Source organism: Corynebacterium gerontici (genome assembly GCF_003813985.1).
In the GTDB taxonomy this organism is placed as follows: domain Bacteria; phylum Actinomycetota; class Actinomycetes; order Mycobacteriales; family Mycobacteriaceae; genus Corynebacterium; species Corynebacterium gerontici.
Genome location: NZ_CP033897.1, coordinates 867274 through 890395 on the forward strand (window position 1 = coordinate 867274; position 23122 = coordinate 890395).

At 58.6% G+C, this 23122-nt stretch carries 20 protein-coding genes; 10 read left to right on the forward strand and 10 right to left on the reverse strand.

Going from position 1 to position 23122, the window contains the following annotated elements; all coding sequences use genetic code 11:
- Positions 1 to 3: 3 nt before the first annotated feature.
- From CGERO_RS04155 to CGERO_RS04165, 3 genes are read left to right on the forward strand one after another with little or no spacing between them, the layout of a single operon-like run.
- Positions 4 to 345: a hypothetical protein gene (locus CGERO_RS04155; RefSeq protein WP_123933613.1), complete on the forward strand. Its 342-nt coding sequence runs from the start codon at positions 4 to 6 to the stop codon at positions 343 to 345.
- A gap of 7 nt (positions 346 to 352) precedes the next feature.
- Positions 353 to 523 (forward strand): DUF3117 domain-containing protein, encoded by a 171-nt coding sequence (locus CGERO_RS04160; protein WP_123933614.1) that lies wholly within the window; start codon positions 353 to 355, stop codon positions 521 to 523.
- A gap of 11 nt (positions 524 to 534) precedes the next feature.
- Positions 535 to 1404 (forward strand): methyltransferase domain-containing protein, encoded by an 870-nt coding sequence (locus CGERO_RS04165; RefSeq protein WP_123933615.1) that lies wholly within the window; start codon positions 535 to 537, stop codon positions 1402 to 1404.
- Between the two features lie 33 nt (positions 1405 to 1437).
- Here the strand turns inward: CGERO_RS04165 and CGERO_RS04170 are convergent, their stop codons facing one another.
- Genes CGERO_RS04170 through glgA form a run of 3 tightly spaced genes read right to left on the reverse strand, consistent with a single transcriptional unit; the run spans position 1438 to position 4801 of the window.
- Entirely contained in the window at positions 1438 to 2835 is a 1398-nt protein-coding gene (locus CGERO_RS04170; RefSeq protein ID WP_123933616.1) for a GH32 C-terminal domain-containing protein, read from the reverse strand.
- Between the two features lie 12 nt (positions 2836 to 2847).
- On the reverse strand, positions 2848 to 3588 hold the full coding sequence (budA, locus tag CGERO_RS04175; RefSeq protein WP_123933617.1) for an acetolactate decarboxylase: 741 nt from the start codon (positions 3586 to 3588) through the stop codon (positions 2848 to 2850).
- A gap of 40 nt (positions 3589 to 3628) precedes the next feature.
- Entirely contained in the window at positions 3629 to 4801 is a 1173-nt protein-coding gene (gene glgA, locus CGERO_RS04180) for a glycogen synthase (RefSeq protein WP_123933618.1), read from the reverse strand.
- A 112-nt stretch (positions 4802 to 4913) separates the two neighbouring features.
- On the opposite strand from glgA, the gene glgC reads away from it, so the two are divergent.
- The gene (gene glgC / locus CGERO_RS04185; protein WP_377017776.1) at positions 4914 to 6131 is read left to right on the forward strand and encodes a glucose-1-phosphate adenylyltransferase; all 1218 of its coding nucleotides are present in this window, start codon (positions 4914 to 4916) and stop codon (positions 6129 to 6131) included.
- Between the two features lie 1081 nt (positions 6132 to 7212).
- On the forward strand, positions 7213 to 7491 hold the full coding sequence (locus CGERO_RS04190) for a hypothetical protein (protein WP_123933620.1): 279 nt from the start codon (positions 7213 to 7215) through the stop codon (positions 7489 to 7491).
- A gap of 282 nt (positions 7492 to 7773) precedes the next feature.
- On the opposite strand, the gene CGERO_RS04195 is transcribed toward CGERO_RS04190, so the two are convergent.
- Positions 7774 to 8397 carry an O-methyltransferase gene (locus tag CGERO_RS04195; RefSeq protein WP_123935924.1) on the reverse strand — a complete coding sequence of 208 codons (624 nt, stop codon included), beginning with the start codon at positions 8395 to 8397 and terminating at the stop codon, positions 7774 to 7776.
- Between the two features lie 181 nt (positions 8398 to 8578).
- Here CGERO_RS04195 and sigE point away from each other — a divergent pair, with 181 nt between their 5' ends.
- Genes sigE through CGERO_RS04210 form a run of 3 tightly spaced genes read left to right on the forward strand, consistent with a single transcriptional unit; the run spans position 8579 to position 10108 of the window.
- Positions 8579 to 9199: an RNA polymerase sigma factor SigE gene (gene sigE / locus CGERO_RS04200; RefSeq protein ID WP_245998884.1), complete on the forward strand. Its 621-nt coding sequence runs from the start codon at positions 8579 to 8581 to the stop codon at positions 9197 to 9199.
- A gap of 57 nt (positions 9200 to 9256) precedes the next feature.
- Positions 9257 to 9622 (forward strand): anti-sigma factor family protein, encoded by a 366-nt coding sequence (locus tag CGERO_RS04205; protein ID WP_123933622.1) that lies wholly within the window; start codon positions 9257 to 9259, stop codon positions 9620 to 9622.
- Between the two features lie 48 nt (positions 9623 to 9670).
- Positions 9671 to 10108: a twin-arginine translocase TatA/TatE family subunit gene (locus tag CGERO_RS04210; protein WP_123933623.1), complete on the forward strand. Its 438-nt coding sequence runs from the start codon at positions 9671 to 9673 to the stop codon at positions 10106 to 10108.
- A gap of 6 nt (positions 10109 to 10114) precedes the next feature.
- Here CGERO_RS04210 and CGERO_RS04215 read toward each other — a convergent pair whose 3' ends face one another.
- From CGERO_RS04215 to CGERO_RS04225, 3 genes are read right to left on the reverse strand one after another with little or no spacing between them, the layout of a single operon-like run.
- Complete coding sequence (locus CGERO_RS04215; RefSeq protein ID WP_123933624.1) at positions 10115 to 11248, reverse strand: Mrp/NBP35 family ATP-binding protein; 1134 nt, start codon at positions 11246 to 11248, stop codon at positions 10115 to 10117.
- A gap of 21 nt (positions 11249 to 11269) precedes the next feature.
- On the reverse strand, positions 11270 to 11863 hold the full coding sequence (locus CGERO_RS04220) for a DUF1003 domain-containing protein (RefSeq protein ID WP_123933625.1): 594 nt from the start codon (positions 11861 to 11863) through the stop codon (positions 11270 to 11272).
- 3 nt (positions 11864 to 11866) lie between these two features.
- Complete coding sequence (locus CGERO_RS04225) at positions 11867 to 13156, reverse strand: magnesium transporter MgtE N-terminal domain-containing protein (RefSeq protein WP_123933626.1); 1290 nt, start codon at positions 13154 to 13156, stop codon at positions 11867 to 11869.
- A 139-nt stretch (positions 13157 to 13295) separates the two neighbouring features.
- On the opposite strand from CGERO_RS04225, the gene CGERO_RS04230 reads away from it, so the two are divergent.
- Together CGERO_RS04230 and CGERO_RS04235 are read left to right on the forward strand one after the other, a co-directional pair.
- Positions 13296 to 13787 carry a YflT domain-containing protein gene (locus CGERO_RS04230; protein WP_123933627.1) on the forward strand — a complete coding sequence of 164 codons (492 nt, stop codon included), beginning with the start codon at positions 13296 to 13298 and terminating at the stop codon, positions 13785 to 13787.
- A 38-nt stretch (positions 13788 to 13825) separates the two neighbouring features.
- A complete protein-coding gene (locus CGERO_RS04235) occupies positions 13826 to 14500 on the forward strand; it encodes a hypothetical protein (protein WP_123933628.1) in 675 nt (224 codons plus the stop codon).
- Positions 14501 to 14552: 52 nt separating this feature from the next.
- On the opposite strand, the gene CGERO_RS04240 is transcribed toward CGERO_RS04235, so the two are convergent.
- The 3 genes from CGERO_RS04240 to CGERO_RS04250 form a co-directional block, all read right to left on the reverse strand.
- Complete coding sequence (locus CGERO_RS04240) at positions 14553 to 18302, reverse strand: multifunctional oxoglutarate decarboxylase/oxoglutarate dehydrogenase thiamine pyrophosphate-binding subunit/dihydrolipoyllysine-residue succinyltransferase subunit (RefSeq protein ID WP_425455489.1); 3750 nt, start codon at positions 18300 to 18302, stop codon at positions 14553 to 14555.
- Between the two features lie 137 nt (positions 18303 to 18439).
- A complete protein-coding gene (locus tag CGERO_RS04245; RefSeq protein ID WP_377017768.1) occupies positions 18440 to 22207 on the reverse strand; it encodes an ABC transporter ATP-binding protein in 3768 nt (1255 codons plus the stop codon).
- A gap of 97 nt (positions 22208 to 22304) precedes the next feature.
- Positions 22305 to 23114, reverse strand: coding sequence for a hypothetical protein (locus tag CGERO_RS04250; protein ID WP_123933630.1), 810 nt, complete (start codon positions 23112 to 23114; stop codon positions 22305 to 22307).
- Positions 23115 to 23122: the final 8 nt, after the last annotated feature.

Here is a 23122-nt window from a genome sequence, read left to right on the forward strand (position 1 = left end):
GATATGTTTGCAGTTCTTCCCTGGCTCGTTGGTGCCGTAGCCCTGGTGCTTGTCGGCATGTTGCTTGGCTGGTTGCTCATGCCCTTGAACAAACAGGATCCTCATGCGGCTCGGCACGATGCTGTGGCGCAGCGAAACGCGATGTTGCTTGAGCGTGGCGAGTGGGAGCAGATTCGATTCACTCGGGTTGCTCACGGCTACGATCCGGTGCAGGTAGATGCGGTGCTGATGGAACTTCTTGCCCGGCTGCGCAACGATGAGCAGTCGGGTGAGGTTACACTAGAAAGAGCTGCTCGGCTGCAACGCGCGGCCAGCGAATCCCCTTCAAGCAAGAAAGAACGGTGAACTACCCATGGCAGCGATGAAACCTCGTACCGGCAATGGCCCTATGGAGGCTGTGATCGAGAGCCGTAAGATCGTCATGCGCATTCCCACCGATGGTGGCGGACGCCTGGTAATCGAATTAAATAAGGAAGAAGCAGCGGAGCTAGGTTCGCTGCTGACTGCTGTCTCTGAGTCTTAAAAGGAGAGTGTGTGCTTTCGCACGTAATTGACGTCCTCGCCGATCCCATCGACGGCAGTGCATTAGAGCTTGTCGACGACGCATCGAGGGTGGTTTCAGCTTCCGGGCATAGTTACGATGTTGCCCGCCAGGGATATGTCACTCTTGCTGGTGGATCCGGGCTTCGCTATTCCGGCGATAGCACTGAGATGATCAAGGCGCGCGAAACCTTCCTGTCGAACGGTCACTTCGCCCCCTTCGTTGAGGCAGTGACCGAGTCGGTGCAGCATGTGATAGACGACGCCGAAGTGCCGGACGATGTCGATCCCGCAGTCTGCGAAGTCGGCGCTGGTACGGGTTACTATCTCTCGCACATCTTGGATTCGATTCACGGAGCGCGTGGCGTGGGGTTGGACGTGTCGGTGCCGGCCGCGAAACTCTTAGCAAAGTGTCACCCTCGCGTCGGTGCGGTCGTAGCGGATGCTTGGAATAGGCTCCCGATCGCCGATGCGTCCCTCGATGCCATCGCCGTCGTGTTTGCCCCCCGCAACGCTGCTGAATTCGCCCGTGTGCTCAAGCCTCGAGGCGAAGTCGTGGTACTTACCGCCGATGCCGGACATTTGGCGGAATTGCGCGAGCCCCTCGGCATCATTGATGTTGAGCGCGGCAAGGTGGATCGGATGATCCAGCAGGCGTCTGGGCATCTTGAGCCGGTGGGTCCTTCGCAGCCGGTGGCCTTCCAGATGCGACTCAATCAAGAGTCCATTGCCACGCAGATTGGTATGAGCCCTTCGGCCCGTCATATCCATCCTGATGTGTTGGCTGAGCGCATTGCTGGTCTGCCGGAGTCGATGGAAGTGAGTGCTCGCGCAATGATTACCAGATTGTGCAAGATTGACTAACAAAAAAGGGGACGCGCTGAGCATCCCCTTTTTTTATGCAAACTTCGGGCGAAGTTCATCAATGCGTTGAATTTCAGCGCGCTCAGAGCACTGCACGCGGAATTCGCTGCATGTGCCCTCAAAGTACACACGCGAGGCCATTGCCACCTGCCCACCATCGGCGAACACTTCTACGGTGGGCCCATCTACCACGATGGTGATGGCGTCGGTGTCGTCTTCGTGAAGCACTGCTTCGGCGCTGGCATCTCCCTCGTGCACGGGATTCATGGAGCGGTCGAGCTCAAGCGAGTTGCCTCTATGGGTGATGCTTGCAGCGATCTTGCCTGTGGAATCCACCAAATCTACTTGTACGGATTCACCGCTGGGCACGTCCAGAACGCCAGTCCACAACGCGGCGCGATCCGACAATTCCACGGCCTCGAGCAGCCCCTTGGGCGGGGTCTGGTAAAGCTGGCGTGATTGCAGTGTGGCGGTTCGTGGTAGCGCCAGGCAGTTGGCCCAACCGTCGAAAATGAAGGTGCGGTGCTTTTCCGGCTCATCGAAGCGCCCCCGGCCGTTCATGAACCCGAAAAGAGTGGTGGAATCGTACTGATCAGCCATAGCCTCGCCCACGATCGAGGGGACGGAGGTAATTCTTGGACGGGTGAAGTCGTGACCTGCGTCAATTCTTCTAAAGGGCTCAAGAGCCTGGAAAGTGGTGTGCTCGAGGTGCCCTACGAGGTATCCGGATACGTCCATGCCCTCGCGTTCAATGGTGATGATCAGCACGTCGTACACTTCGCCATCGACGTGATCTTTTAGCCGGATCAATCGTGGAGCGACGAGCCGCTCGCCCTCGAGCCCGGTGTTACCCTGGAGATCCAGCACACCGCGGGTATGCCATTCCACGCCATCGGTGGAATCAAGCAGTACTAATTCGGGGTAATCCATGCTGCCGCTCACAGCGAGCATGAGCCAGCCCGTGTGCTGATCGCCGCCGCGATAAGAGGCCCGCACGCTCGGGGAGCGGAAGTTGCTGAAGCCGTGGTTGTCATCGACTACCGCACCGCGGAATTGGACGTTGCTGTCGATCGCCGAGCCTTCATCGGATACGAATTCAGTGGTGGCTGCGAGGTTCGGAATGCTCGCCAGGTGGATCTCATCGCCGTGTGGTGTGACGGATGTGTAGTACAGCAGCGCCTCGCTTCCGGTTTGTACCACGGAGCCAGCGCGCACTTTGAGTTCCTCATCACGGGGAGCGATAACGTCGTCACAGATTTCCCAACTGAATGGGGTTTGCTCGGCCACCTGATGAGCCCACCGAGCCCCGCTTGTGGCTGTGGGGGTGAATTGGGCGAAAATATGCCAACGTTGGCCGTCGAAAAGCGCTCCTGCGGGAGCATCGAGGATGCCGATTTCCGGTGTGACGTGCAGTTCGGGACGATAAGCCATGATGGGGAGCCTCTAAGATTTCACTTCGGTGTCGTGGATTTGCTGATCAAGGTCGTCGGGAGCCAAGCTGGCGTCGGAAAATTCCTGGGTCAGTGGCAAGCGCAGCTCCAAGTCGGTGCCGGGGCACACTTCGATGGTGGCCTGAGCCAAGGTGAAGTCCAGTACGTGCCCACCTTTGGATTTGGCGTCGTCGACGAAGTGCACGTGGCAACCGGGCACGCCGATGCCCTTTTCGTACACGGGAGTGCGGAAGCCACCGATGATGCCGCTGATGTCCTGGAAGAGGAGTTCTTCATCTTCCAGCGTCGCCTCAGTCATTGGGCGATAGGGCTTGCTTTGTTTGCTGACGGTTCGCACTCGCACGTCATGGAAGTGGCCGCGGATACGAACGGCATACATGAAGTTTTCGCTGGGAAGATGCGAGGTGATGAACTGGCTAAGCTCGCTGCGCTTCAGATTATCTGGGGCCTCAAGTTTCAAGCGCGGTACGAAGTTTGTGGCGATGGCGAAGGGGCTGAGCTGCTCCAGCGATGCCACTTCCGCCGTGCCGTCGCCGCGCAGTTGATAGCACACGCCGTCGAGGATGATCATTTCGCCATCGAGGGCATTGAAGGTGCCGATGCCGAAATTGCCGTGGCCAAGGAGCTCGCCGATGCTCAGCTCACCGTCGTAGATGCCGTCGAGCAACGCGGACATCAACGAGCTCTGAAAAATGGTGTGGCGCGTGATCCTGAGCGGATGATTGTCACTCATGCCGCCCGAGGATAGTCGCGCCAGCGGATTCTCGCAGAGGCTACATCACGGACTTGTACACTTCGATGGTTTGCTCAGCGATGGTTGCCCAAGAGAACTTTTCGACGGCACGATCGCGACCCGCAACACCGAAGGCCTCAGCGCGTTTGCGGTCGGCGACCATGGTGTTGACAGCCTGGGCAATATCGCGTTCAAAGGCCTCGGTGTCGTTTTCGTCGTAGTGCACCAATGCACCGGTTTCACCGTCCGCGACAACCTCGGGAATGCCACCCACGTCTGAGGCGACCACAGCGGTGGAACACGCCATCGCTTCGAGGTTGACGATGCCCAAAGGTTCGTAGATTGAGGGGCATACGAAGGCGTCGGAAGCAGTCAGAATCTCTTGGATCTTCTCCTTCGGCAGCATCTCTTGCACCCACACAACGCCTTCGCGCTCCGCTTGCAAATCATTGACCAATTTGGTGGTGCGAGCTGCAATTTCGGGAGTATCCGGGGCGCCTGCGCACAGCACCAACTGCACGCCCTCATCAAAGTGGCGAGCTGCCTTGACCAGGTGCTCCACGCCCTTTTGGCGAGTAATGCGGCCAACGAAGCTGACGATTGGCTGATCCTCGCGGATGCCAAGTTCACGCAGTACCGATTGCTCAGCGTCGTCGAAGGTTGGGCGTGGCTGCCAAAGTTGGGTATCAATGCCGTTGAGCACCACTTTGACTCGATCCGCATCGATGCGGGGATACGCCCGCAACACGGCTTCTTTCATCTTTTCCGACACGGCGATGACGGCATCGGCGTATTCCATCGTGTTCTTTTCAGACCAGGAAGAAATGTCATAGCCGCCACCGAGTTGCTCGCGCTTCCACGGACGATCCGGCTCAAGGGAGTGGGCGGTTGCAACGTGGGGAATGCCGTGGAGGAGCCCTCCAACGTGCCCACCGAGACCCGCGTACCAAGTGTGGGAGTGAGCCACCTGAGCATCGCCCAACCCCTCGGCCATGCGCAGCCCGGTGGAGAGCGTCTTCACCGCGGGGTTAGCGTCCTTGAGCGCATCGTCTACGCCGTAGACGTAGACGTTGTCTTCATCGCGGGGAGCTCCCATGCAGTGCACGTCGACGTCGACAAGCTTGCGCATGTAGCGGGTGAGCTCGGTGACGTGCACGCCTGCGCCGCCATAGATCTCCGGTGGGTATTCCTTGGTGAGCATTGCAACCTTCATAGTTGCCAAGCCTAAACGTGTTATGCCGATCGTGGGGAACGATCAGTATGGTTTAAGTCGCAATTTATCTATTCTTTAGCGGAAATTACTTTTTGCGCCTACATTGGGCATCGTGAAGACCCAACCAAATGTTCTTGCAATCGTGCTTGCCGGCGGCGAAGGCAAGCGCCTCTTCCCATTGACCGAAGACCGCGCGAAGCCTGCCGTGCCCTTCGGCGGCGTGTACCGCCTCATCGACTTCGTGTTGTCGAACATGGTCAATGCCGGATACATGAAGATCTGTGTGCTGACCCAGTACAAGTCGCACTCTCTGGATCGCCATATCTCGCAATCCTGGCAGTTTAACGGCCCTACCAGCCAATACATTGCTTCCGTACCGGCGCAGCAGCGCCTGGGCAAGCGTTGGTATCAGGGTTCCGCTGACGCTATTTTGCAGTCCCTGAACCTCATCTATGACGAAAAGCCCGACTACGTCATCGTCTTCGGCGCCGATCACGTCTACCGCATGGACCCCAAGCAGATGGTGGACGATCATATTGCCTCAGGGAAGTCGGTCACTGTGGCAGGTATCCGAGTCCCACGCTCTGAGGCCTCTGCGTTCGGCTGCATCCAGGCGGATGAAAACGGCAACATCACTGAGTTCTTGGAAAAGCCCTCTGATCCCCCCGGTACACCGGACGATCCGGAGATGACCTACGCCTCCATGGGCAACTATGTGTTCACTGCGGACGCGTTGGTGAGCGCGCTGAAGGAAGACGAAAATAATCCGGATTCCACCCACGACATGGGCGGAGACATCATTCCGTATTTCGTCTCCAAGGGCGAGGCGAACGTGTACGACTTCAATAAGAATGTCGTCCCCGGATCCACCGATCGCGACCGCGCCTACTGGCGTGACGTGGGCACCATCGACGCCTTCTATGAGGCACATATGGATCTAATCTCGGTGCACCCAATCTTCAACCTCTACAACCAGCAGTGGCCGATCCGTTCCACCGATACCGGCGAGCTGCCACCGGCAAAGTTCATCCAAGGCGGCATTGCACAAAGCTCGATGGTGGGCCAAGGTTCCATCATTTCTGCCGCCACGGTGCGCAACTCGGTGCTTTCCACTGACGTTGTGGTTGAAGAAGGCGCAACGGTTGAAGGCTCCGTGCTGATGCCCGGCGTTCGCATCGGGAAGGGCGCTGTGGTTCGCCACGCGATCTTGGACAAGAACGTGGTGATCTCCGACGGCACCCTCATCGGCGTGGAGCCCGAGCGTGACGCACAGCGCTTCGCGGTCAGCCCCGGCGGTGTGGTCGTTGTCGGAAAGAACGAAGTGGTATAACGCTAACAAGCAACGTCCCCGGTATTCATCTTGAACAGGTGATTGCCGGGGACTTTTGCGTGGACGAGTTCAGCGTGCCGGGAGAAGCGCTAACGGAATCCCCGGAATGGATAGATCATAGAAGTGTCAACAAAGACTGCACGGTATCTCTCCTTGCCCCTCGTATTCCCGAAGTGACACATGGTCCACAAGCGCAGAAGCGTAGCCTCGAAACTGCTGTGAGAACATAGAGCATCGCCTCGATGCTGAGTGTGAGCGCCTACAACCCGAGGGCGCACCTACGTGGCGAACCCTCCGGTAGGTCGCAGACGCAAAAACAATGAATCGGGCTCACCTGCGCCGATCGAATCACCGCTGCCACCGGCCACCACGGACGCTCCTTTTCAACGTCAGGATGAGCAGCTCACCGGGCAATCATCGACTCCTCAGCAGGTAGAGCATCCGGTTCGGATCTGGGTAGGCTCTTGGATGGGGAGTTCCTCTAATCCAGTGCTCAAAACGATTTCTGGGGCTTGCTTGGAGTTTGGTTCGACTCCAGCATGGGAATCCCTCATGGCGCTGGTGCATCTTCGCGGCCCACAGGCCCGGTTGCTCCCACTACTGATCCCGGTATTCCCGAGACGGAAGCACCAACGAGTGAATCCGAAGTACCTGAAGCCCCCTCAACCAGCACAGTATGAGTCATCGTGGATTACACGCATGAAGGCGCCGATGTGCGTTTTCGAGTCACCCACGCTACGAAATGCAGGGTTCGTTATCCGAACCAAGCCCTGTACTGATCTGCGGTCGTGGGAAGTCAAACTCCGCGGTCTTATACCAGGGAAGATCAGCTGAAGAATGTTGAGGCGGATCGCAGCGTAGGCATCATCATGAATTACGAGGGCGTTTATGATCAACTGCCTGAGCAGGGCACACCTTTGAGCCGCATGAGCGGATCACAGATCGCTGCTGTCACCAACGCTGAAAATAATCGCATCCGGAAAGTAGAGGCAACCACTGCGTACCTCTCGCAACCCGGTGCGCAAGGCATCTCCAAGACATCTCTGAGATTCTGGGCACGACTTACGGCAAGAGCGGTGGTGTGCTGCAAAAGATCGTTCAGCACTTCGAGCAGGAAAAGGTCGCAAAGGGCATCGATGAGCAATTGGAAACGTACCAACTCAGTGCCGAAGAGCTCGATGCGCTGTCACTATGCATCGAGGTGAATAACCGCCACAATGCTCGAATGGCGCATATTTGGAACACGCTGCACGAAAAATTGGACTGCCAGCCGTGCAGCATTCCATCGTCGAATTCGTGGCAAAGTTCCAGCAGAACATCAATGCGGCGACCGGGCTGGACAGCGCTATCCCGAATGTGACCGTGAGGGGTGAAAACCTCTGGCCCGGAAGTCCTAGCGAATTAGTGGTATATCAAGATCCCGGATGATAGCTAGGCTTGGGCAAGTGGCATCGGTACCACCAGCGATATTTCAGCGGCGCTGTCGGGGCTGTGAACCCTAACCGGATTTGCACCCGCCACAAGCATGTATGGATCGATGTTCATCTACGATCGTCCAGTCGCGAATGGCTCGTCAACCGCGCATCAGCTTTTGCTGACGGATCTGTATTGAGACGTGCGTGAGTGAGCCTCAGTGCTCTTGTTAAGAGCCTGAGTGCTTGCTCAGGATCACCATGCCAGCGCCCAAAGGCAGACGAGCGAGGACGACGCCTTCGAGTTCGCTGATATAGGCCTCGGCTTCTCTCGCAGAGGCTGTTTCTCGGTCCGTGCGAGTTTCGTCGTTCAGCGTTCCATCCAGTAGTGCATCGGCAAGCACCAAGCATCCGCCCTCGGAAAGCAGGGGCAGCGCAGTGTCAATGAGCGCTTTGAGGTCGATGGGGGAGACCTCGGCATAAATCACCTGGTAGGTGTTCTTTGCTAAGCGGCCCAGCACTTCTAGCGGGCGCGAAGGCAGGTATCGAACGCGATGTGCAGGAAACCCTGCCGCTCGGAAGGTGCTTCGTGCCCGTTGTTGGTGTTCAGGTTCGGGGTCGATACACGTAAGTACAGCCTGCTCGCCGGCGCCTTTCAGTAAATGGAGCCCCACCACGTCGGCCGCTGGGGTGATGGCCACCATGGCCTGGGCTTGGGTAGTGCACGCTAGTGTGGCGAGCACTCCGCCGGTTATGGTGTCGGGCACCGCGAGTCCAACTTCTTGGGCCTCGTTGCCGGCGAGATGGAGGGCCTGGTCCTGTCCGCTGACGGATTCAATGTACTCACGAAGCATGTCGTTCACGCCTTTGAGTGTAGGGAAGGTAGCCACTGAAATGGGGGAGGCATTGCCGAGCAGTAGTCTGAGAGACTGAAATGTTGAGAAAGAGTCACATGTTTGCAACTTTTCGCAACTATCAGGAAAATTTCAGCTTCTTGGTTGGTTTTCTTTACCTCGATCCGGAATGATCTCATCTATGCGAGCACACCGGAACCACACCGAGCCCATTTCCGAGGATCGAGAGCTTTCTGGCACCGCCGCGTTTGATGCTGGCGAGGCTGAGATGCCTTCGTGGTCGGAGCTGGTGGCAGAACATGCAGACGACGTATATCGTCTCGCATTTCGCCTCTCGGGTAATCAACAAGATGCGGAGGATCTCACCCAAGAGACCTTCATGCGTGTGTTTCGTTCACTCAAGAACTACCAACCGGGCACTTTTGAGGGGTGGTTGCATCGCATCACCACGAACCTGTTCTTGGATATGGTTCGTCACCGCGCGAAAATCCGCATGGAAGCGCTGCCTGAGGATTATGAGCGCGTCCCCGGCACCGAGATGACTCCAGAGCAAGCTTTCGCGGTGAGCAATTTGGATCCGGTTCTCCAGGGTGCTTTGGATGAGCTCAGCCCCGATTTCCGTGTCGCTGTTGTGCTTTGCGACGTCGTGGGGCTCAGCTATGAGGAAATCGCGGCGACTCTCGGGGTGAAGATGGGCACGGTGCGTTCGCGAATCCACCGTGGTCGATCACAGTTGAGGGCACACCTTGAACAGGCCGCACAGCAAAGCGAGGATGCTCAACTGCTGATTCCTGCACTATAGGCCCCCGCGTGGCTACCATGGGCAGTGATAGCCGATCCGCTAACGGAGGTGAGTTGCATGCATGACGCGGGTACACCTAAACGCAAGAGGCGTTTTTCCTCCATCGATCACCCAAATCCCGAGGCAGTAGCCGCTTTCGTCGATGATGAACTTAGCTCCACTGCCAAGCATCGCGTGCATATTCATCTCGTGCATTGTGAGGAATGCCGGGATGAGGTGAATCGTCAGCGCCTCGCTTCCGCCCGTTTGCGTGCTTGCGAGGACGTTTCCGCACCCGAGCCTTTGCTCCATCGTCTGCAGTCCATTGCCAAAAGCTGCCCGGATGGGCCGGGAGTGGAAGATACCGTGATGGAGCGTTTTTCTCTTCGTTCATCCATTGAGCAAGCCAGCAGGCGTTTTCGTCATTTGCGTGAAGAGGGCTAGGCTCCCCCATGCAGACGAAGAGACACGGGGCGAAGTACAGTAGATGCTGTGTTTTCTAGCATTGGCTGGACCGAGATTTTCTTCCTGCTTGTTCTCGGCCTGATAATCATTGGCCCCGAGCGTCTCCCTGGCGTGATCGAGGACTTCAAGGCGGCTATCTATGCCGCTCGGAAGGCGATCAATAACGCTAAGGCAGAGCTCAACGGGGAGTTCGGTGAGGAATTCAAAGAGTTCAAGCAACCGATCGGCGAGATTGCCAAACTGCGCACGATGGGACCAAAGGGCGCGATTGCTAAGGTGCTTTTCGACGAAGACGAGTCTTTCATGGACTCCTTTGACCCCAAGAAGATTATGTCCGAACCCACCGTCGGTGAGGCCTACCGGGAACAACGGCCTGAGCAGACACAGCCGCAGCAACAGCAAACGCCCCAGCCGCAAACGCCGGCCCCACAGAAGGCAACGTTTAGCTGGGACGATATTACCTAGCGCTGTCTAGTTCTTACGTGTAACTCCCAGGTTGAGCGGCTTGCCGGCCAGGGAGTTTTTCCTTAGCGCCAACTGCTCGGCGATCTTGGTGATCGCCTGAGCTGTGGGGCTTTCTGGATGCGAGACCACAATGGGGGTACCTGCGTCGCCGCCTTCACGCAGCGCAGGATCCAAGGGCACGCTGCCTAGCAGCGGGATAGTAGCGCCGGTGAGCCTTTGGAGTCGTTCGCTCAGAAGCTCGCCACCGCCGGAGCCAAAGACCTCCATCAGGGAGCCATCGGGCATCACCATGGCGGACATGTTTTCGATCACGCCGGCGACTTTTTGGTTGGTTTGCATGCTGATGGACCCAGCGCGCTCGGCAACTTCGGCGGCCGCCGCTTGGGGGGTAGTAACGACTAACAATTCGGCATTGGGCACAAGCTGTGCCACTGATATGGCAATGTCGCCGGTTCCGGGTGGGAGGTCGAGCAGCAAAATATCGAGATCGCCCCAGAATACGTCACCTAAGAACTGCTGGATCGCGCGGTGCAGCATCGGGCCTCGCCAAACCACCGGCGCATTGCCTTCGACGAAGTGTGCGATGGAGATGAGCTTAATACCGTGCGCCTGTGGCGGCATGATCATGTCGTCCACGGCGTGGGGGCGATCCTCGGAGCCGAGCATGCCGGGTACGGAATGCCCATAAATATCGGCGTCCAAGACACCCACCGATAGACCCTGCTTAGCCAACGCCGCCGCCAGGTTCACGGTCATAGAGGATTTGCCTACGCCGCCTTTGCCGGAGGCCACGGCAAAAACGCGGGTGGTGGAGTCAGGTTGAGCAAAGGGAATCACTGGCTCCTCGGCGCCCCCGCGAAGTTGTTGGCGAAGCTGCTTGCGTTGCTCGTCGCTCATCACGTCGGTGGTCACCTCTACGTGCTCCACGCCGTCTACGGCACTGATAGCCTCGCGGGAATCATTCACGAGGGTAGATTTCATGGGGCAGCCCGCGATGGTCAAATAAATCACCGCGTGCACGTCGTTGCCCTGAATATCGATGGACTTCACCATGCCGAGTTCGGTGAGTGGTTTGCCAATCTCTGGATCCTCGACGCGCGCGAGGGCGGCGCGGATATCGGCTTCGTTCACAGTGCTCATGTGCTCTTCTTTTCTCAATTGTTAGTCAGCTTTTTGATCATCAGCGAGGTCACCTTGAATCGGATCGTTCAGATCGTCGTGGCCAGTCTCGTTAATGCTGTGCATGAGGGCGATGCGGGCCGCGGCTTCGTCGTCAAGCTTGGCCTCAAGGCGCTCGAGCAGGTTCTCAATATCTTCTAGCTCGTGGCGCAGGTAATCGCGGGTCACGAGCTCACCGATGGCAAGGCGAAGACCCGCGAGCTCGCGCGTGGTGAACTCGGTGTCAGCCTTCGTTTCAAAGGCGCGGCGACGATCCTCGTTCAGCGAGATGCGGTCGCGGTCCTCCTGGCGGTTCTGTGCGAGCAGGATGAGGGGAGCCGCGTACGCGGCCTGCGTCGAAAACGCCAAATTGAGCAGGATGAATGGATAAGGATCCCACTGAAAGGCGAAGACCCCGAGGTTCAGCACGATCCACACGAGCACAAATAGCGTCTGCCACATCAAATAGCTGCCGGTACCGAAGAAACGGGCGACCTTTTCCGCATAGGCGCCGACGGCGTCGTCGTCAAGCTTGAAGGGATTTCGACGCTGCTTCAGGTAGGGAGTGTCGAGTTCCGAGCGATTGTAGTCGGCCATGGCCTAGCCCTCCTTCGTACTGGTTTCCGGGCGGATGCCGGCGTCGCGCCAATTGTCTGGCAAGAGGTGGTCAATCAGGTCATCCACGGCAACCGCACCCAAAAGGTGCTGGTCTTGGTCAATTACGGGTCCGCACACAAGGTTATAGGTGGCGAAGTAGCGCGCCGCTGTCTCTTGCGAATCATCAGCGTACAGCGGAGGCAGATCCGGATCGAGGATGCCGGAGATCAATTCGCTCGGGGGTTCGCGAAGCAGCTTTTGGAGGTGCACACAGCCCAAGTATCTGCCAGTTGGCGTCGCCGTGGGCGGACGGACTACGAAGACCATGCTGGCAAGGGAAGACGGCAGATCGGGGTTTCGAGCATGCGCGAGAGCCTCGGCGACGGTGGTCTGCGGGGGCAGAATCAGCGGTTCCGGGGTCATCAGTGCGCCCACGGTGTCAGGGCTGAAGCTCATCAATCGACGCACTGGCGCTGATTCTTCTGGATCCATCAATTCCAGCAGTACGTCGGCTTTATCATCGGGAAGCTCTCCCAAGAGGTCGGCGGCGTCGTCCGGGTCCATCTCTTCCAGCACGTCTGCGGCGCGCTCGATGTCCAAGGTTTCCAGCAACTCGGCCTGGCGTTCTTCGGAGAGTTCCTGGAGCACGTCGGCGAGAAGTTCATCGTCGAGCTCGCCTGCGACGCTGAGGCGCTGTCGCTCAGGTAGGTCGTAGATGGCGGTCGCGACGTCGGCGGGGCGCATCTCCTTGAAGTCTGCGATGAGTTCGGCAGCGGCGTGTTCATCTGCATTGGCGAATGGGGCGATGCCGTGCACGTAGTTCCAAGGAATGGTGTGCAGCTCTGGGCGGCGACCAAATTTCGGCCGATTGGTGATGCCGGCAATGCGGGCGATCACCCAATCGCGCGATCGATTGCGTTCCAGTTCAACGTCTGCGACCTCAACGGCTTTGCCGTGGAGTTGTTCGAGCTCTGGGTCGTCGACATGCACCTTGGAGCCGAAAATATCGCCGAACACTGACATTTCACCAGTTCTCGCCTTGAACGCCCGCAGCGACACCGAACCAGAGACCAAAGTGATTTCCTGTGGCTCGATCGCGGCGATACGCAACATAGGTAGAAAGATGCGCCGCTTATTCACCATCTCCACCACCACGCCCATCACTCGGGAGGGTTGAGGAATTGGGCGGATATTCACGATCACATCGCGCACACGTCCAATGACGTCCGTGTCTGGCCCGCGAACCACCATTCCGGCAAGGCGTCCGGCATATACGCGCGTCACTTCACTCATGAGTGTTTAGTGTACGTGGTTTCGTTGCGTGCTTTTCGACGCCCCCGCGACCAACTGAAGCAGCGGAACTAGACGGGGCGTTGAGGCGTTGCATTGGTAGAAGATCGATCATTGCTTTGAAGGAGCGGAGTACACGCACATGACCACGCCTCAGTCTCGTCCCCGCATGCAAACAGGAATGCAACGTCCGGAAGGTTGGCCAGTTGGTTCTTTTGATTCCTACGCGCAGGCGCAGGAGGCGGTAGACATGTTGTCAGACCGTAGCTTTGCCGTGGAAGAACTGACCATCGTTGGCGTTGATCTCATGCAAGTAGAGAAGGTGATCGGCCGGCTTACCTGGGGCAGAGTGCTGGCGAGCGGTGCCGCGTCCGGGGCTTGGTTAGGTCTCTTTTTCGGCATGATGTTGGGGCTCTTTGGCACCGATTGGCTTTCAGCCGTCACCACAGGCATTTTCATGGGCGTGATTTTTGGACTCGTGTTCGCCGCCGTGCCGTACGCCGCCAGTCGGGGAAAACGGGACTTTGCTAGCTCCACCCAAATCGTGGCTGGTCGCTACGACGTACTGTGCAGCCCGAATAAAGCACATGAAGCGCGCGACATTATTGCCGCGTACCTGACCCAGAAGCACTAAGCTAGCTAGGCGTTGCCTGATCTGATCGGAGTGTAGTCGTGCGCGTAGTCCTTCCCCTCGCCGTGGTGTTAGCTCTAGGTTTGGGGGCGTGCGCCTCCCAGGAACCGAATCCACCGCTGCAGCGGGCCGCCGTGAAGGACGTGGTGATTGGGGTGGAGCGTGGCGATGTTACCTCGGAGTTGCTGGCGGAGCTTTATGCGCAGGCGCTGCATCGCAAGGGGCGAATGACGGAATTTCGAGACCTTAAGGAACTCGCCCAAACCGATGCCGGGCAGCCAGTTGATTTTGTAGCACAGGGGCAAATTGACCTCACCGTGAGCTGCACCGGGGCGGTGCTGGCGCTGCAAGATCCGAACAAAGCCGGTGAATTGAGCACCGAGTTGCAGAAGCAGAAACAGCAAGAGTGGTCGCCGGCGATTCAACAGGACTGGAGCGATGCCACCTACGAGGCAATGGTGGGCACGCTACCGGGAGACGTGGATGCCGCAGATCCCTCGCGTGCTTCCAGCTGCAAGAATTCCGATACCGAGTTGCCTCTGAGCATCGTGCCAATCTACAAAGCTGATGTGCTGAACCGACAGCAACGGGTGGGGCTGAATTGGGTGAGCGGCTCGATCAGCAATGAAAAGCTCCAAGAACTGCGTGACCAGACGAAGTCTCAAGAACTCGGCGCTGTCGTTGCCGCTTATCTCGACGAAGTCGGGCTGCACTAGGCAATCGAAAAAGCGGGTCGCCTCAGGTGCGACCCGCTTTCCCATGCCGGTATTAGTCGGCGAATGCTTCGTCGAGAAGCTGCTGCTGTTCAAGCTGGTGCACCTTCGACAAGCCGGTGGCCGTAGAGGCCTGGGCGCGGCGCGAGATGCGCTTCATGGGCAGCATGTTCGGGATCAGCTCACGCAGGTGCTCGTTGAGGAACGGCCACGGACCCTGGTTGGCGGGTTCGTCCTGGCAGAAGCGGATCTCCTCGGCATTCGGGTAGGTGTCGAATGCTTCCTTCAGGCGGTTGAAGGGGATCGGGTGGAGCATTTCGATGCGCACGATGGCGACATCGTCGCGCTTATCCTTCTGCGCGCGCTTGGCCAGCTCATAGTAGAGCTTGCCGGACACGAGCATAATCTTCTTCACCTTGTCCACGTCGCCGGTGACATTGCCATCGCGATCCACGAAGCGAGGATCGTTGATCACGGACTGGAACTTCGTCACCTTGGTGAAGTCCTCAACCGAAGATGTAGCGGCCTTCATGCGCAACATGGACTTCGGCGTAAACACCACCAGCGGGCGCTTCAGGTTGCCCAGCGCGTGACGGCGCAGCAGGTGGAAGTAGTTTGCCGGGGTGGTTGGCTGAGCCACGGTCATTGTGCCCTCGGCGCACAGTTGCAGGTAGCGCTCGATACGTGCGGAGGAGTGGTCCGGGCCCTGTCCTTCGTAGCCGTGGGGCAGCAGCAAGATCACGGAGGACGTCTGACCCCACTTGGCCTCGCCGGAGGAGACGTATTCGTCGATGATGGTCTGCGCGCCGTTGGCGAAGTCACCGAACTGAGCCTCCCACGCAACCACGGCATCTGGGTTGCCCACGGAGTAGCCGTACTCGAAGCCCATACCCGCGTACTCTGTGAGTGCGGAGTTGTAGACGAGGAATTTGCCTTCGCCCTTGGACTGAGCCAGCTCGTTGAGGCCGTTAAACTCATCGCCGGACTCGGGATCGTAGACAACAGCGTGGCGCTGGGTGAAGGTGCCTCGGCGGGAATCCTCACCAGCCAAACGCACGAGCTTGCCGGAGTTAGCCAGGGATGAGAAGGCGATGAGTTCGCCCCAACCCCAGTCGATGCCACCTTCCTTAACGGCTTCAAGGCGCTTCTTGGCTACAGGAGCCACGCGCGGGTGGAAGCTGAAGTCCTCGGGCGCATTCGCGTACGCCTGGCCGATTTCCACCAGCTCTTCGCGGGTGATGTTGGTTTCCAGACCGTGTGGCAGCTCCTGGGAGGAGGTGATCCCGGATTGCGTCTCGAAGGCCTTCTTTTCTGCTTCCTTGACCTCGTTGAACACGGACTCCATCTGATCGTGGAAGTCCTGTGCCACGCGCTCAGCATCTTCCTTGCTCAGCTCACCACGGCCGAGGAGATCGTTGTTGTACTGCTCACGGACGGTCTTGCGGCCGTCGATCTGCTCGTACATGATCGGCTGCGTCATCGAGGGATCGTCGGCCTCGTTGTGGCCACGACGACGATAGGAGATCAGGTCGATGAACACGTCCTTGCCGAAGCGGCGACGGTATTCAGTGGCCAAACGGCCAACCCACACCACGGCCTCCGGATCGTCGCCATTGACGTGGAAGACTGGGCAACCGAAGGTCTTGGCAAAGTCAGTGGCGTAGTGGCTCGAGCGACCGGAGTCGGGGGTGGTGGTGAAGCCGATCTGGTTGTTCACCACGATGTGGACGGTGCCACCAACGGTGTAGCCGCGAAGCTGTGCCAAGTTGATGGTCTCCGGCACGATGCCAAGTCCAGCGAAGGCAGCATCGCCGTGCAGCAGCAGTGGCATGACGGTGAAGCCGTTTTCGCCCTTGTCCAAAATATCCTGCTTAGCGCGGGCGATGCCTTCCATCACAGGGTTCACGGCTTCGAGGTGTGAAGGGTTCGCGGTGAGCGATACCTTGATCTCACCGTCGCCGAACATCTGCAGGTGAGTGCCTTCTGCGCCGAGGTGGTATTTCACGTCACCGGAGCCACCGGCGGCCTTGGCCTCAATGTGGCCTTCGAACTCGGTGAAGATGGTGGCCAAAGGCTTCCCAACGATGTTGAACAGTACGTTGAGTCGTCCACGGTGAGGCATGCCGATGACCACTTCGTCCAGGCCTTGGCCTGCGGCAGTGTCGATGGCTGAATCCATCAGCGGGATCAGCGACTCGGCACCTTCAAGCGAGAAGCGCTTCTGGCCCACGTACTTGGTTTGCAGGAAGTTTTCGAAGGCTTCGGCGGCATTGAGCTGTTGCAGAATGTACTTTTGCTCAGCCTGGGTGGGCTTCGGCATGCCGGCTTCGAGGCGATCCTGCAGCCAGGTGCGCTCGTCGCGGTCGAGGATGTGCATGTACTCGGAGCCCACCTTGAGGGTGTAGGCGGCACGCAGGCGAGAAAGCACCTCGCGCAGCGTCATGGTTTCCTTGCCGCCGAACCCGCCGACGTTGAAGGTACGGTCCAGATCCCACAAGGTTAGGCCGTGTGTGCCGATTTCGAGGTCGCCGTGATCCGGCACCGGCATGCCAGGCTGCTGCCACTTCAGTGGGTTGGTGTCCGCAATCAGGTGGCCACGAGAACGGTAGGCCTCGATGAGCTGCATGACACGGGTGTTCTTATCGATGCCGGTGTTGGGCACGTCCTGAGCCCAGCGCATGGGGGAGTAGGGAATCTCGAGGGATTCAAAGACTTCATCCCAGAAAGCGTCATCGATGAACAGTTGGCTCATCGTGCGCAGGAACTCTCCAGATTCGGCGCCCTGGATAATGCGGTGGTCGTAGGTGGAGGTGATGGTTACCAGCTTGCCAACGCCCAGTTGTGCCAGGCGGTCGGTGGAAGCACCGGCGAATTCGGCGGGGTAGTCCATCGAGCCCACACCGATGATTGCGCCCTGCCCCTTGGTCAGGCGTGGCACGGAGTGGCGGGTACCGATGCCGCCGGGGTTGGTGAGCGAGATGGTCACACCGGAGAAGTCGTCCATGGTGAGCTTGCCCTTGCGGGAGCGCGCCACGATATCTTCATACTTTTCGACGAACTCTGTAAACGACAGGGTCTCGCACTGTTTAATCGCAGCGACAACCAGGGCGCGCGAGCCGTCCTTTTGAACGAGGTCGATGGCGAGGCCGAGGTTGATGTGCTCGGGGTTGTTGACGGTGGGCTTGCCGTCCGCAACCTCGTAGTAGGAGTTCATCACGGGGTGAGCCATGACGGCCTTCACCATGGCGTAGCCGATGATGTGGGTGAAGGAGACTTTGCCACCGTGGGTGCGCTGCAGGTGTTCGTTGATGATCGCACGATTTTCGAACATCAACTTCACCGGCATGTCGCGTACGGAGGTCGCGGTAGGAATCTCGAGGGATTCGTCCATGTTCTTGGCAATGGCCTTGAACACGCCCTTGAGTGCGGTGGAACCAGCCTCGGGGAGTTCGCCTGCGCGATCCAGTGGAGAAGCCTTGCGCTTGGCAGCCTTCTCGGAGGAGCGACGCTCCTGCTCTTTTTGAGCGCGGGTATTGAGATCTGCGTTTTGTGCGACCTCTTCCAACTGCTGTGGCTCGGTGAGGTTGGCCTTTTTGTGGATCTCAGGGGCTGTGGTCGCGGCGGCCTGGGCCGGGGTGGTGGCCTTGGCGGTGGCGGACTTGGGGGCACCTTGAGTTTCAAAAAGCTTGCGCCACTCCGCATCGACGGAGTTGGGATCCTTTTGGAACTGCTGGTACATGTCGTCTACCAACCATTGGTTCTGGCCGAACGTACTAGCGCTGCTCACGGCAGATGCTCGCCTCATTTCTTTGTGAGTTTTCTAACTTCTAATCACACTGTAATAGCACTTTGCTTACTACAGGCTAGCGGTTTTTGGTGTCGGGGATTGAAAAGTTTTTGATTCCAAGGCAATGGGGGCAACCTAGGGGAGAAATATGCTGTCTATCCGGTGCTCTTGACTTGGGTTTGGTCACCCCACATGCCCGCGTAAATACCCCCAAAAGATAGGAGCTCTTCGTGATTCCCGTCCTCGACGATGGTGCCATCTTGCATCACGATGATTCGATCCGCCTTTTGCGCGGTAGCGAGCCTGTGGGCGACGATCACCGACGTTCGCTGCTGCGTCACGCGCTCGGCGGCGCACAAGATCGTGGCCTCAGATGCTGGGTCGAGTGTTGCAGTGGCCTCATCGAGCAGCAGCATGTTGGGCTTGCACATTTCAGCACGCGCAAGAGCGATGAGTTGTCGCTGCCCTGATGAAAGTCCGCGGCCACGTTCACCCACGCTGGCGCGGAAACCTCCCGGAATCGCCGCGATCGCACTCAACGCCCCTACTCGCCGAGCCGCATCACTGATTTCTGCTTCGCTGGCTCCCGGCTTGCCATAGGCGATATTTTCTCCGATGGTGCTGGCAAACAAATGCGCCTCTTGTGGTACGAAACCAATACCTTGGCGCCACGGCTGCAACTGAAATTGGCGAATATCCGTTTCGCCCGCGCACACGGCACCCGCAGAGGGATCGTAAAAGCGCTCGATGAGTTTCACGAGCGTGGATTTTCCTGCGCCAGTTGGGCCGACAACAGCGAGGGTGCTGCCCGGAGCGATCTCGAGGTTCAGATGCTCGCTGACCACCGGGCCGTCCTCCGAGTAGCGGAAACTGACGTCCCTCAAACGCAGTGGTTGGGTGTGGGCACCATCCGCATCGAGCATGCCATTGTCCGGCACCTTGATCGGCGTAGCAAGCAGTGCAGAGATGCGCCGCAGGCCCACCTGGGCTTGTTGGTAGGCGTCGAACACCTGCGAAAGGTGTTGGATGGGCTGATAGAGCCGATCCAAGTACAGGAGGAAGGCGACGAGTACACCCGCTGGAAGATTGCCGTTGGCGACCATGCCAGCGCCAACAAAGAGCACGGCGGCTTGAGCGATCTCACTTAAGGCATTGATGCCGGGGAAATACAGTGCGACGGCCATCTGGGTTTTGATGCGGGTGCGTCGATAAGCATCTGCCTGGCCGGAAAAGTTATCCAGAGTCTGCTGCTCAATGCGGTGAAGCTGCGCGGTGCGAAGCCCGGCCATGGATTCCTGGAAGGTGGCATTGACTTGGCTGATTTGCTCACGTGCGAGCGTGTAGAGCCGCGAGGAGATCCGGCGAAAGACCACCGTGGCCACCGCGATGATCGGAACGCCAAGCAGCGCGATCATTGCAAGGGTTGGGCTCGTGATGCCGAGCAGAACCAAGATGCCCACGATGGTGCTCAACGCGACGACGGAGGCCGCGAGACCACTTTGCAAAAAGGCGTTCAGCGCCTCGATGTCGGTGGTCATGCGGGTCATGATCGTGCCCGACATCGTGGTTTCGAAGTAGTTCATGGACAGGCGTTGCAGGTGGGCGTAGGAGCGGATTCGCAACTCAAAGAGCAGGCGTTCGCCGGTTTTCGCGGTCAAGATGGTGGTGGCGACGTCGGCAAGCCAAGCAATGAGCACCACGGCCAGGCCGATGAACGTCACTTCCCAGAGCACCCCGCCGTTGCCGGTGCGTACACCTTGATCAATTGCGGTGCGTACCAAGGTCGGGATGGCCAAACCTGCGGCCACGCCCACCACATACAGTCCGATCACAAACAGAACTAACCAGCGCACTGAAGCGAATAGGCTGTGTACGCTGACTTTCTGCATCGGTTGGTAGAGTGAAGCGCCCGGATGCGCTGGCAGGTCACGGGCAGGCGGCAAAGCGTCCACACGAGCGAGCAACTCAGGAGTGGCTGGCATCGAGGCCATTGCGCTGCCATGACCGCGACCACCTCTTCCGCCTGCCGCTGCGGGATTGGCGCCGGCCTGTTGGGACGCCGCGCGGGTGGCTGCCCTCGAAATCTGCAAGCGTGCGTCGCGCTGTTGAACCTCGGGCCACAATTGCTCATGGCTCGGCTCCTCACCGTGATCGAACGGAAGGGGATTCTCCTCGCTCACCGGGGCTTGGCACGCCACATCCATCAGGTGTGCAAACTGCGCATTACGCCGCATCTCTGTTTCGGGGCCTGTCGCTACAACCTTGCCCTCGTCCATGAGCGTCACTTCATCCGCAAGTGTCAAGGTGGAGTGCCGATGGGCGATGGCGATGATGGTGACGTCTTGAAGTTCGGCGCCTAGGGCGTTGAAGATTGCGCGTTCGGTGGATGCGTCGATGGCCGAGGTGGCGTCGTCCAGGATGAGAATTCGGGGCTGCTCCAACAAAGCGCGCGCGATGGCGATGCGTTGGCGCTGCCCGCCCGAAAGCGTGAGGCCTCGCTCACCGATCACTTGATCAAAGCCATTGGGAAGCGCGGTGATGAAGTCTTCTGCCTGCGCAATGCGTACGGCTCTGCGTAGCTGGGCTTCTGAAACTTCGCGTCCCATGGTGATGTTGTGGCGCACGCTTGCTGAATACAGAAACGGCTCGTCGAACACGCACGTCACCGCACTACGAATGTCTGCCCGCCTCAACTCATCAAAGCGCGCGCGCTCATCGCCAACGAGCTCGATGCTTCCGTGGTCCGGGCTGTAGAAAGCGCTGAGCAATTGCACCGCGATGGATTTTCCAGAACCGGCTGGCCCAACAATCACCCGGGTGTGCCCCGCTGGTACGTCCAAGGAGAAGTCGCGGAGAATGGCGTTGTCTCCCAGGGAAAAATCCACCGCGTGTACGCGGATACCCAAAGGGCCTCGAGGGAGCGGCTTGGGATGTTGAGGATCCGGGTACTTGGGCTTGAGCGCGAGGATATCGAAGACGCGATCGAGTGAGCTGAATCCGAGTTGAATCTGCACCATCATGCCCGCCAGCATCGACACCACTGCAGTCAATGAGGTGAGGTAGGCGGAGAAAGCCAAAAAGGTGCCGATGGTGATGGATCCGCGCATCGCCAGGAATCCGCCCACACCAATGCCGATCACGAGCGCCACGCTGGGAAGCTGTTGCACCAAAGGCTTGAAGCGAGCGGTGAGTTTGGCAGCGCGCAACTGCTGGCTGTACACACGGGTGGAAATGCTTTCGAGTTTTTCCAGTTCGCGCTGCTCCTGTGCGAAGGCTTTGACCACACGAATCCCCGTGACGGTTTCTTCAATGTGCGTGGCGAGGTTTGCCACCTCCTGCTGCGCGGACCATGTGGCCGCAAAGAGCGTGCGCCTAGAGCGAAGTGAGAGCCACACCAGGACCGGGATCACAGCGAGCGCGATGAGCAGCAGCAGCGGCGAAATCCAAGCGATGATGCCGAGGATGACGAGCACCTTGAGCATGTGGCCGGCGACCAAAGGAAGCATCGCCACCATCGCTTGCACTAAGTTGAGATCCGAGATGGAGCGTGACACCACCTGCCCTGTACGCAGTTCGTCTTGGCGTGCGCCGTCAAGCCTTTGGAGGGTGTCTAAGATGCTGACTCGTAGCTGATGCTGGAAGGTATTGGAGAGCAGCCCCGCGATGAAGCGGCGACTGAACTGGAAGCAGTAGCGCCCGAGCGCCACGAAGACCAGGAAACACACCACCCTGCGTACATCGGCGTCCACCGCGCCGGTGGCGGCGTCCACGGCGGAGCCGGTGATGAGGGGGATGGTGACGTCGAAGGCCGTGACCAAGACCGTTGCAATGATGGCGAAGCCCAAGGTTTTGGGCTGTTTTTTGAGTTCCTGCCACAGCATGCGTGCGCGCTGCTTGCCGCTGCGTGCGGTGGAGGGCTTCATGAATCTTCCAAAGGTTGTGTGTGCATCGATTTATATCCTAATTGAGGTGCAAAAATGCCCCACCCGTGAGCAGGGGTAGGGCATGAAAGAGGTGAAGCTATGAGTTGTCTGAGACGCTGACCTTTGGTTCCTCGATGGAGCCTTCCTCCGGGGCGGGGGTGTCGAAGCGTTCCGGCAATGCGCCCAGGGAGCTGTGCGTGTTCTCGATAACGCGGTTGGCGACTTTGCGGTTGGCGGCGGTACCAATCACTACGCCAATGCCCAGTGGCATGATCTTGCCAAGCCAGGAGTACTTGAGGCGCTTCGTTACCTGCTTGAGCGCCATCTTGGTGAGTCGATTATTGACTTGCGAGACGTTTCGGGCAGACATGCGAGAGAGTGCCGCAACAGAGCTGTTGGCGCCCATGGAGACGTCGACAAGCGCGGAGCCCTCGGAGCCTGTGATCGCAATGAGGATGAGCGACTTGCGTCGTTCGGGATCTTTCACGTCGCCTCCACGCAGGTAGCCGGAAGCCATGGTGTAGAAAGCTGCAGCATCCAAAAATGCCAGTGATTCAGCGGTAATGGCCGCTGCGCCGGTGATAAATCCGATACCGGGAACCGCCGCAGCGCCACCCGCACCAGCGCCCGTCCCGGTGACGAGCATTTTGAAGTGCTTGTCCATCTTTTCTTGGATCTGCTGTGGAGAAGCGTCTGGGTTCTTGGAACGAAGCCACTCGACATAATTCACGATGGCGGAGGACTGCATCTTGGCGGCCTTGTCTAAGGTGCGCAGCAAGAGCTTGCCAGTGGCGCCGCTGTTTTCCGCCAAGGTGTCCAGGTCGGCGTCCTTGGCGTCTTCACTGTCCTTCTTGTTAAAGAGGAAGGTATCGCCAACTTTGGTGGCGGCTTTCTTCAAAAATCCCATTGTCGTCC

What these genes read in the sequence shown, in the direction of transcription:
- CGERO_RS04225 (WP_123933626.1), bottom strand. Translation starts at nt 13,156, where the DNA reads ATGAGTGAAGTGACGCGCGTATATGCCGGACGCCTTGCCGGAATGGTG.
- CGERO_RS04170 (WP_123933616.1), bottom strand. Translation starts at nt 2,835, where the DNA reads ATGGCTTATCGTCCCGAACTGCACGTCACACCGGAAATCGGCATCCTC.
- sigE (WP_245998884.1), top strand. Translation starts at nt 8,579, where the DNA reads ATGCGAGCACACCGGAACCACACCGAGCCCATTTCCGAGGATCGAGAG.
- glgA (WP_123933618.1), bottom strand. Translation starts at nt 4,801, where the DNA reads ATGAAGGTTGCAATGCTCACCAAGGAATACCCACCGGAGATCTATGGC.
- CGERO_RS04215 (WP_123933624.1), bottom strand. Translation starts at nt 11,248, where the DNA reads ATGAGCACTGTGAACGAAGCCGATATCCGCGCCGCCCTCGCGCGCGTC.
- CGERO_RS04230 (WP_123933627.1), top strand. Translation starts at nt 13,296, where the DNA reads ATGACCACGCCTCAGTCTCGTCCCCGCATGCAAACAGGAATGCAACGT.
- CGERO_RS04220 (WP_123933625.1), bottom strand. Translation starts at nt 11,863, where the DNA reads ATGGCCGACTACAATCGCTCGGAACTCGACACTCCCTACCTGAAGCAG.
- CGERO_RS04195 (WP_123935924.1), bottom strand. Translation starts at nt 8,397, where the DNA reads ATGCTTCGTGAGTACATTGAATCCGTCAGCGGACAGGACCAGGCCCTC.
- CGERO_RS04205 (WP_123933622.1), top strand. Translation starts at nt 9,257, where the DNA reads ATGCATGACGCGGGTACACCTAAACGCAAGAGGCGTTTTTCCTCCATC.
- CGERO_RS04250 (WP_123933630.1), bottom strand. Translation starts at nt 23,114, where the DNA reads ATGGGATTTTTGAAGAAAGCCGCCACCAAAGTTGGCGATACCTTCCTC.
- budA (WP_123933617.1), bottom strand. Translation starts at nt 3,588, where the DNA reads ATGAGTGACAATCATCCGCTCAGGATCACGCGCCACACCATTTTTCAG.
- CGERO_RS04160 (WP_123933614.1), top strand. Translation starts at nt 353, where the DNA reads ATGGCAGCGATGAAACCTCGTACCGGCAATGGCCCTATGGAGGCTGTG.
- CGERO_RS04240 (WP_425455489.1), bottom strand. Translation starts at nt 18,302, where the DNA reads ATGAGGCGAGCATCTGCCGTGAGCAGCGCTAGTACGTTCGGCCAGAAC.
- CGERO_RS04245 (WP_377017768.1), bottom strand. Translation starts at nt 22,207, where the DNA reads ATGAAGCCCTCCACCGCACGCAGCGGCAAGCAGCGCGCACGCATGCTG.
- CGERO_RS04155 (WP_123933613.1), top strand. Translation starts at nt 4, where the DNA reads ATGTTTGCAGTTCTTCCCTGGCTCGTTGGTGCCGTAGCCCTGGTGCTT.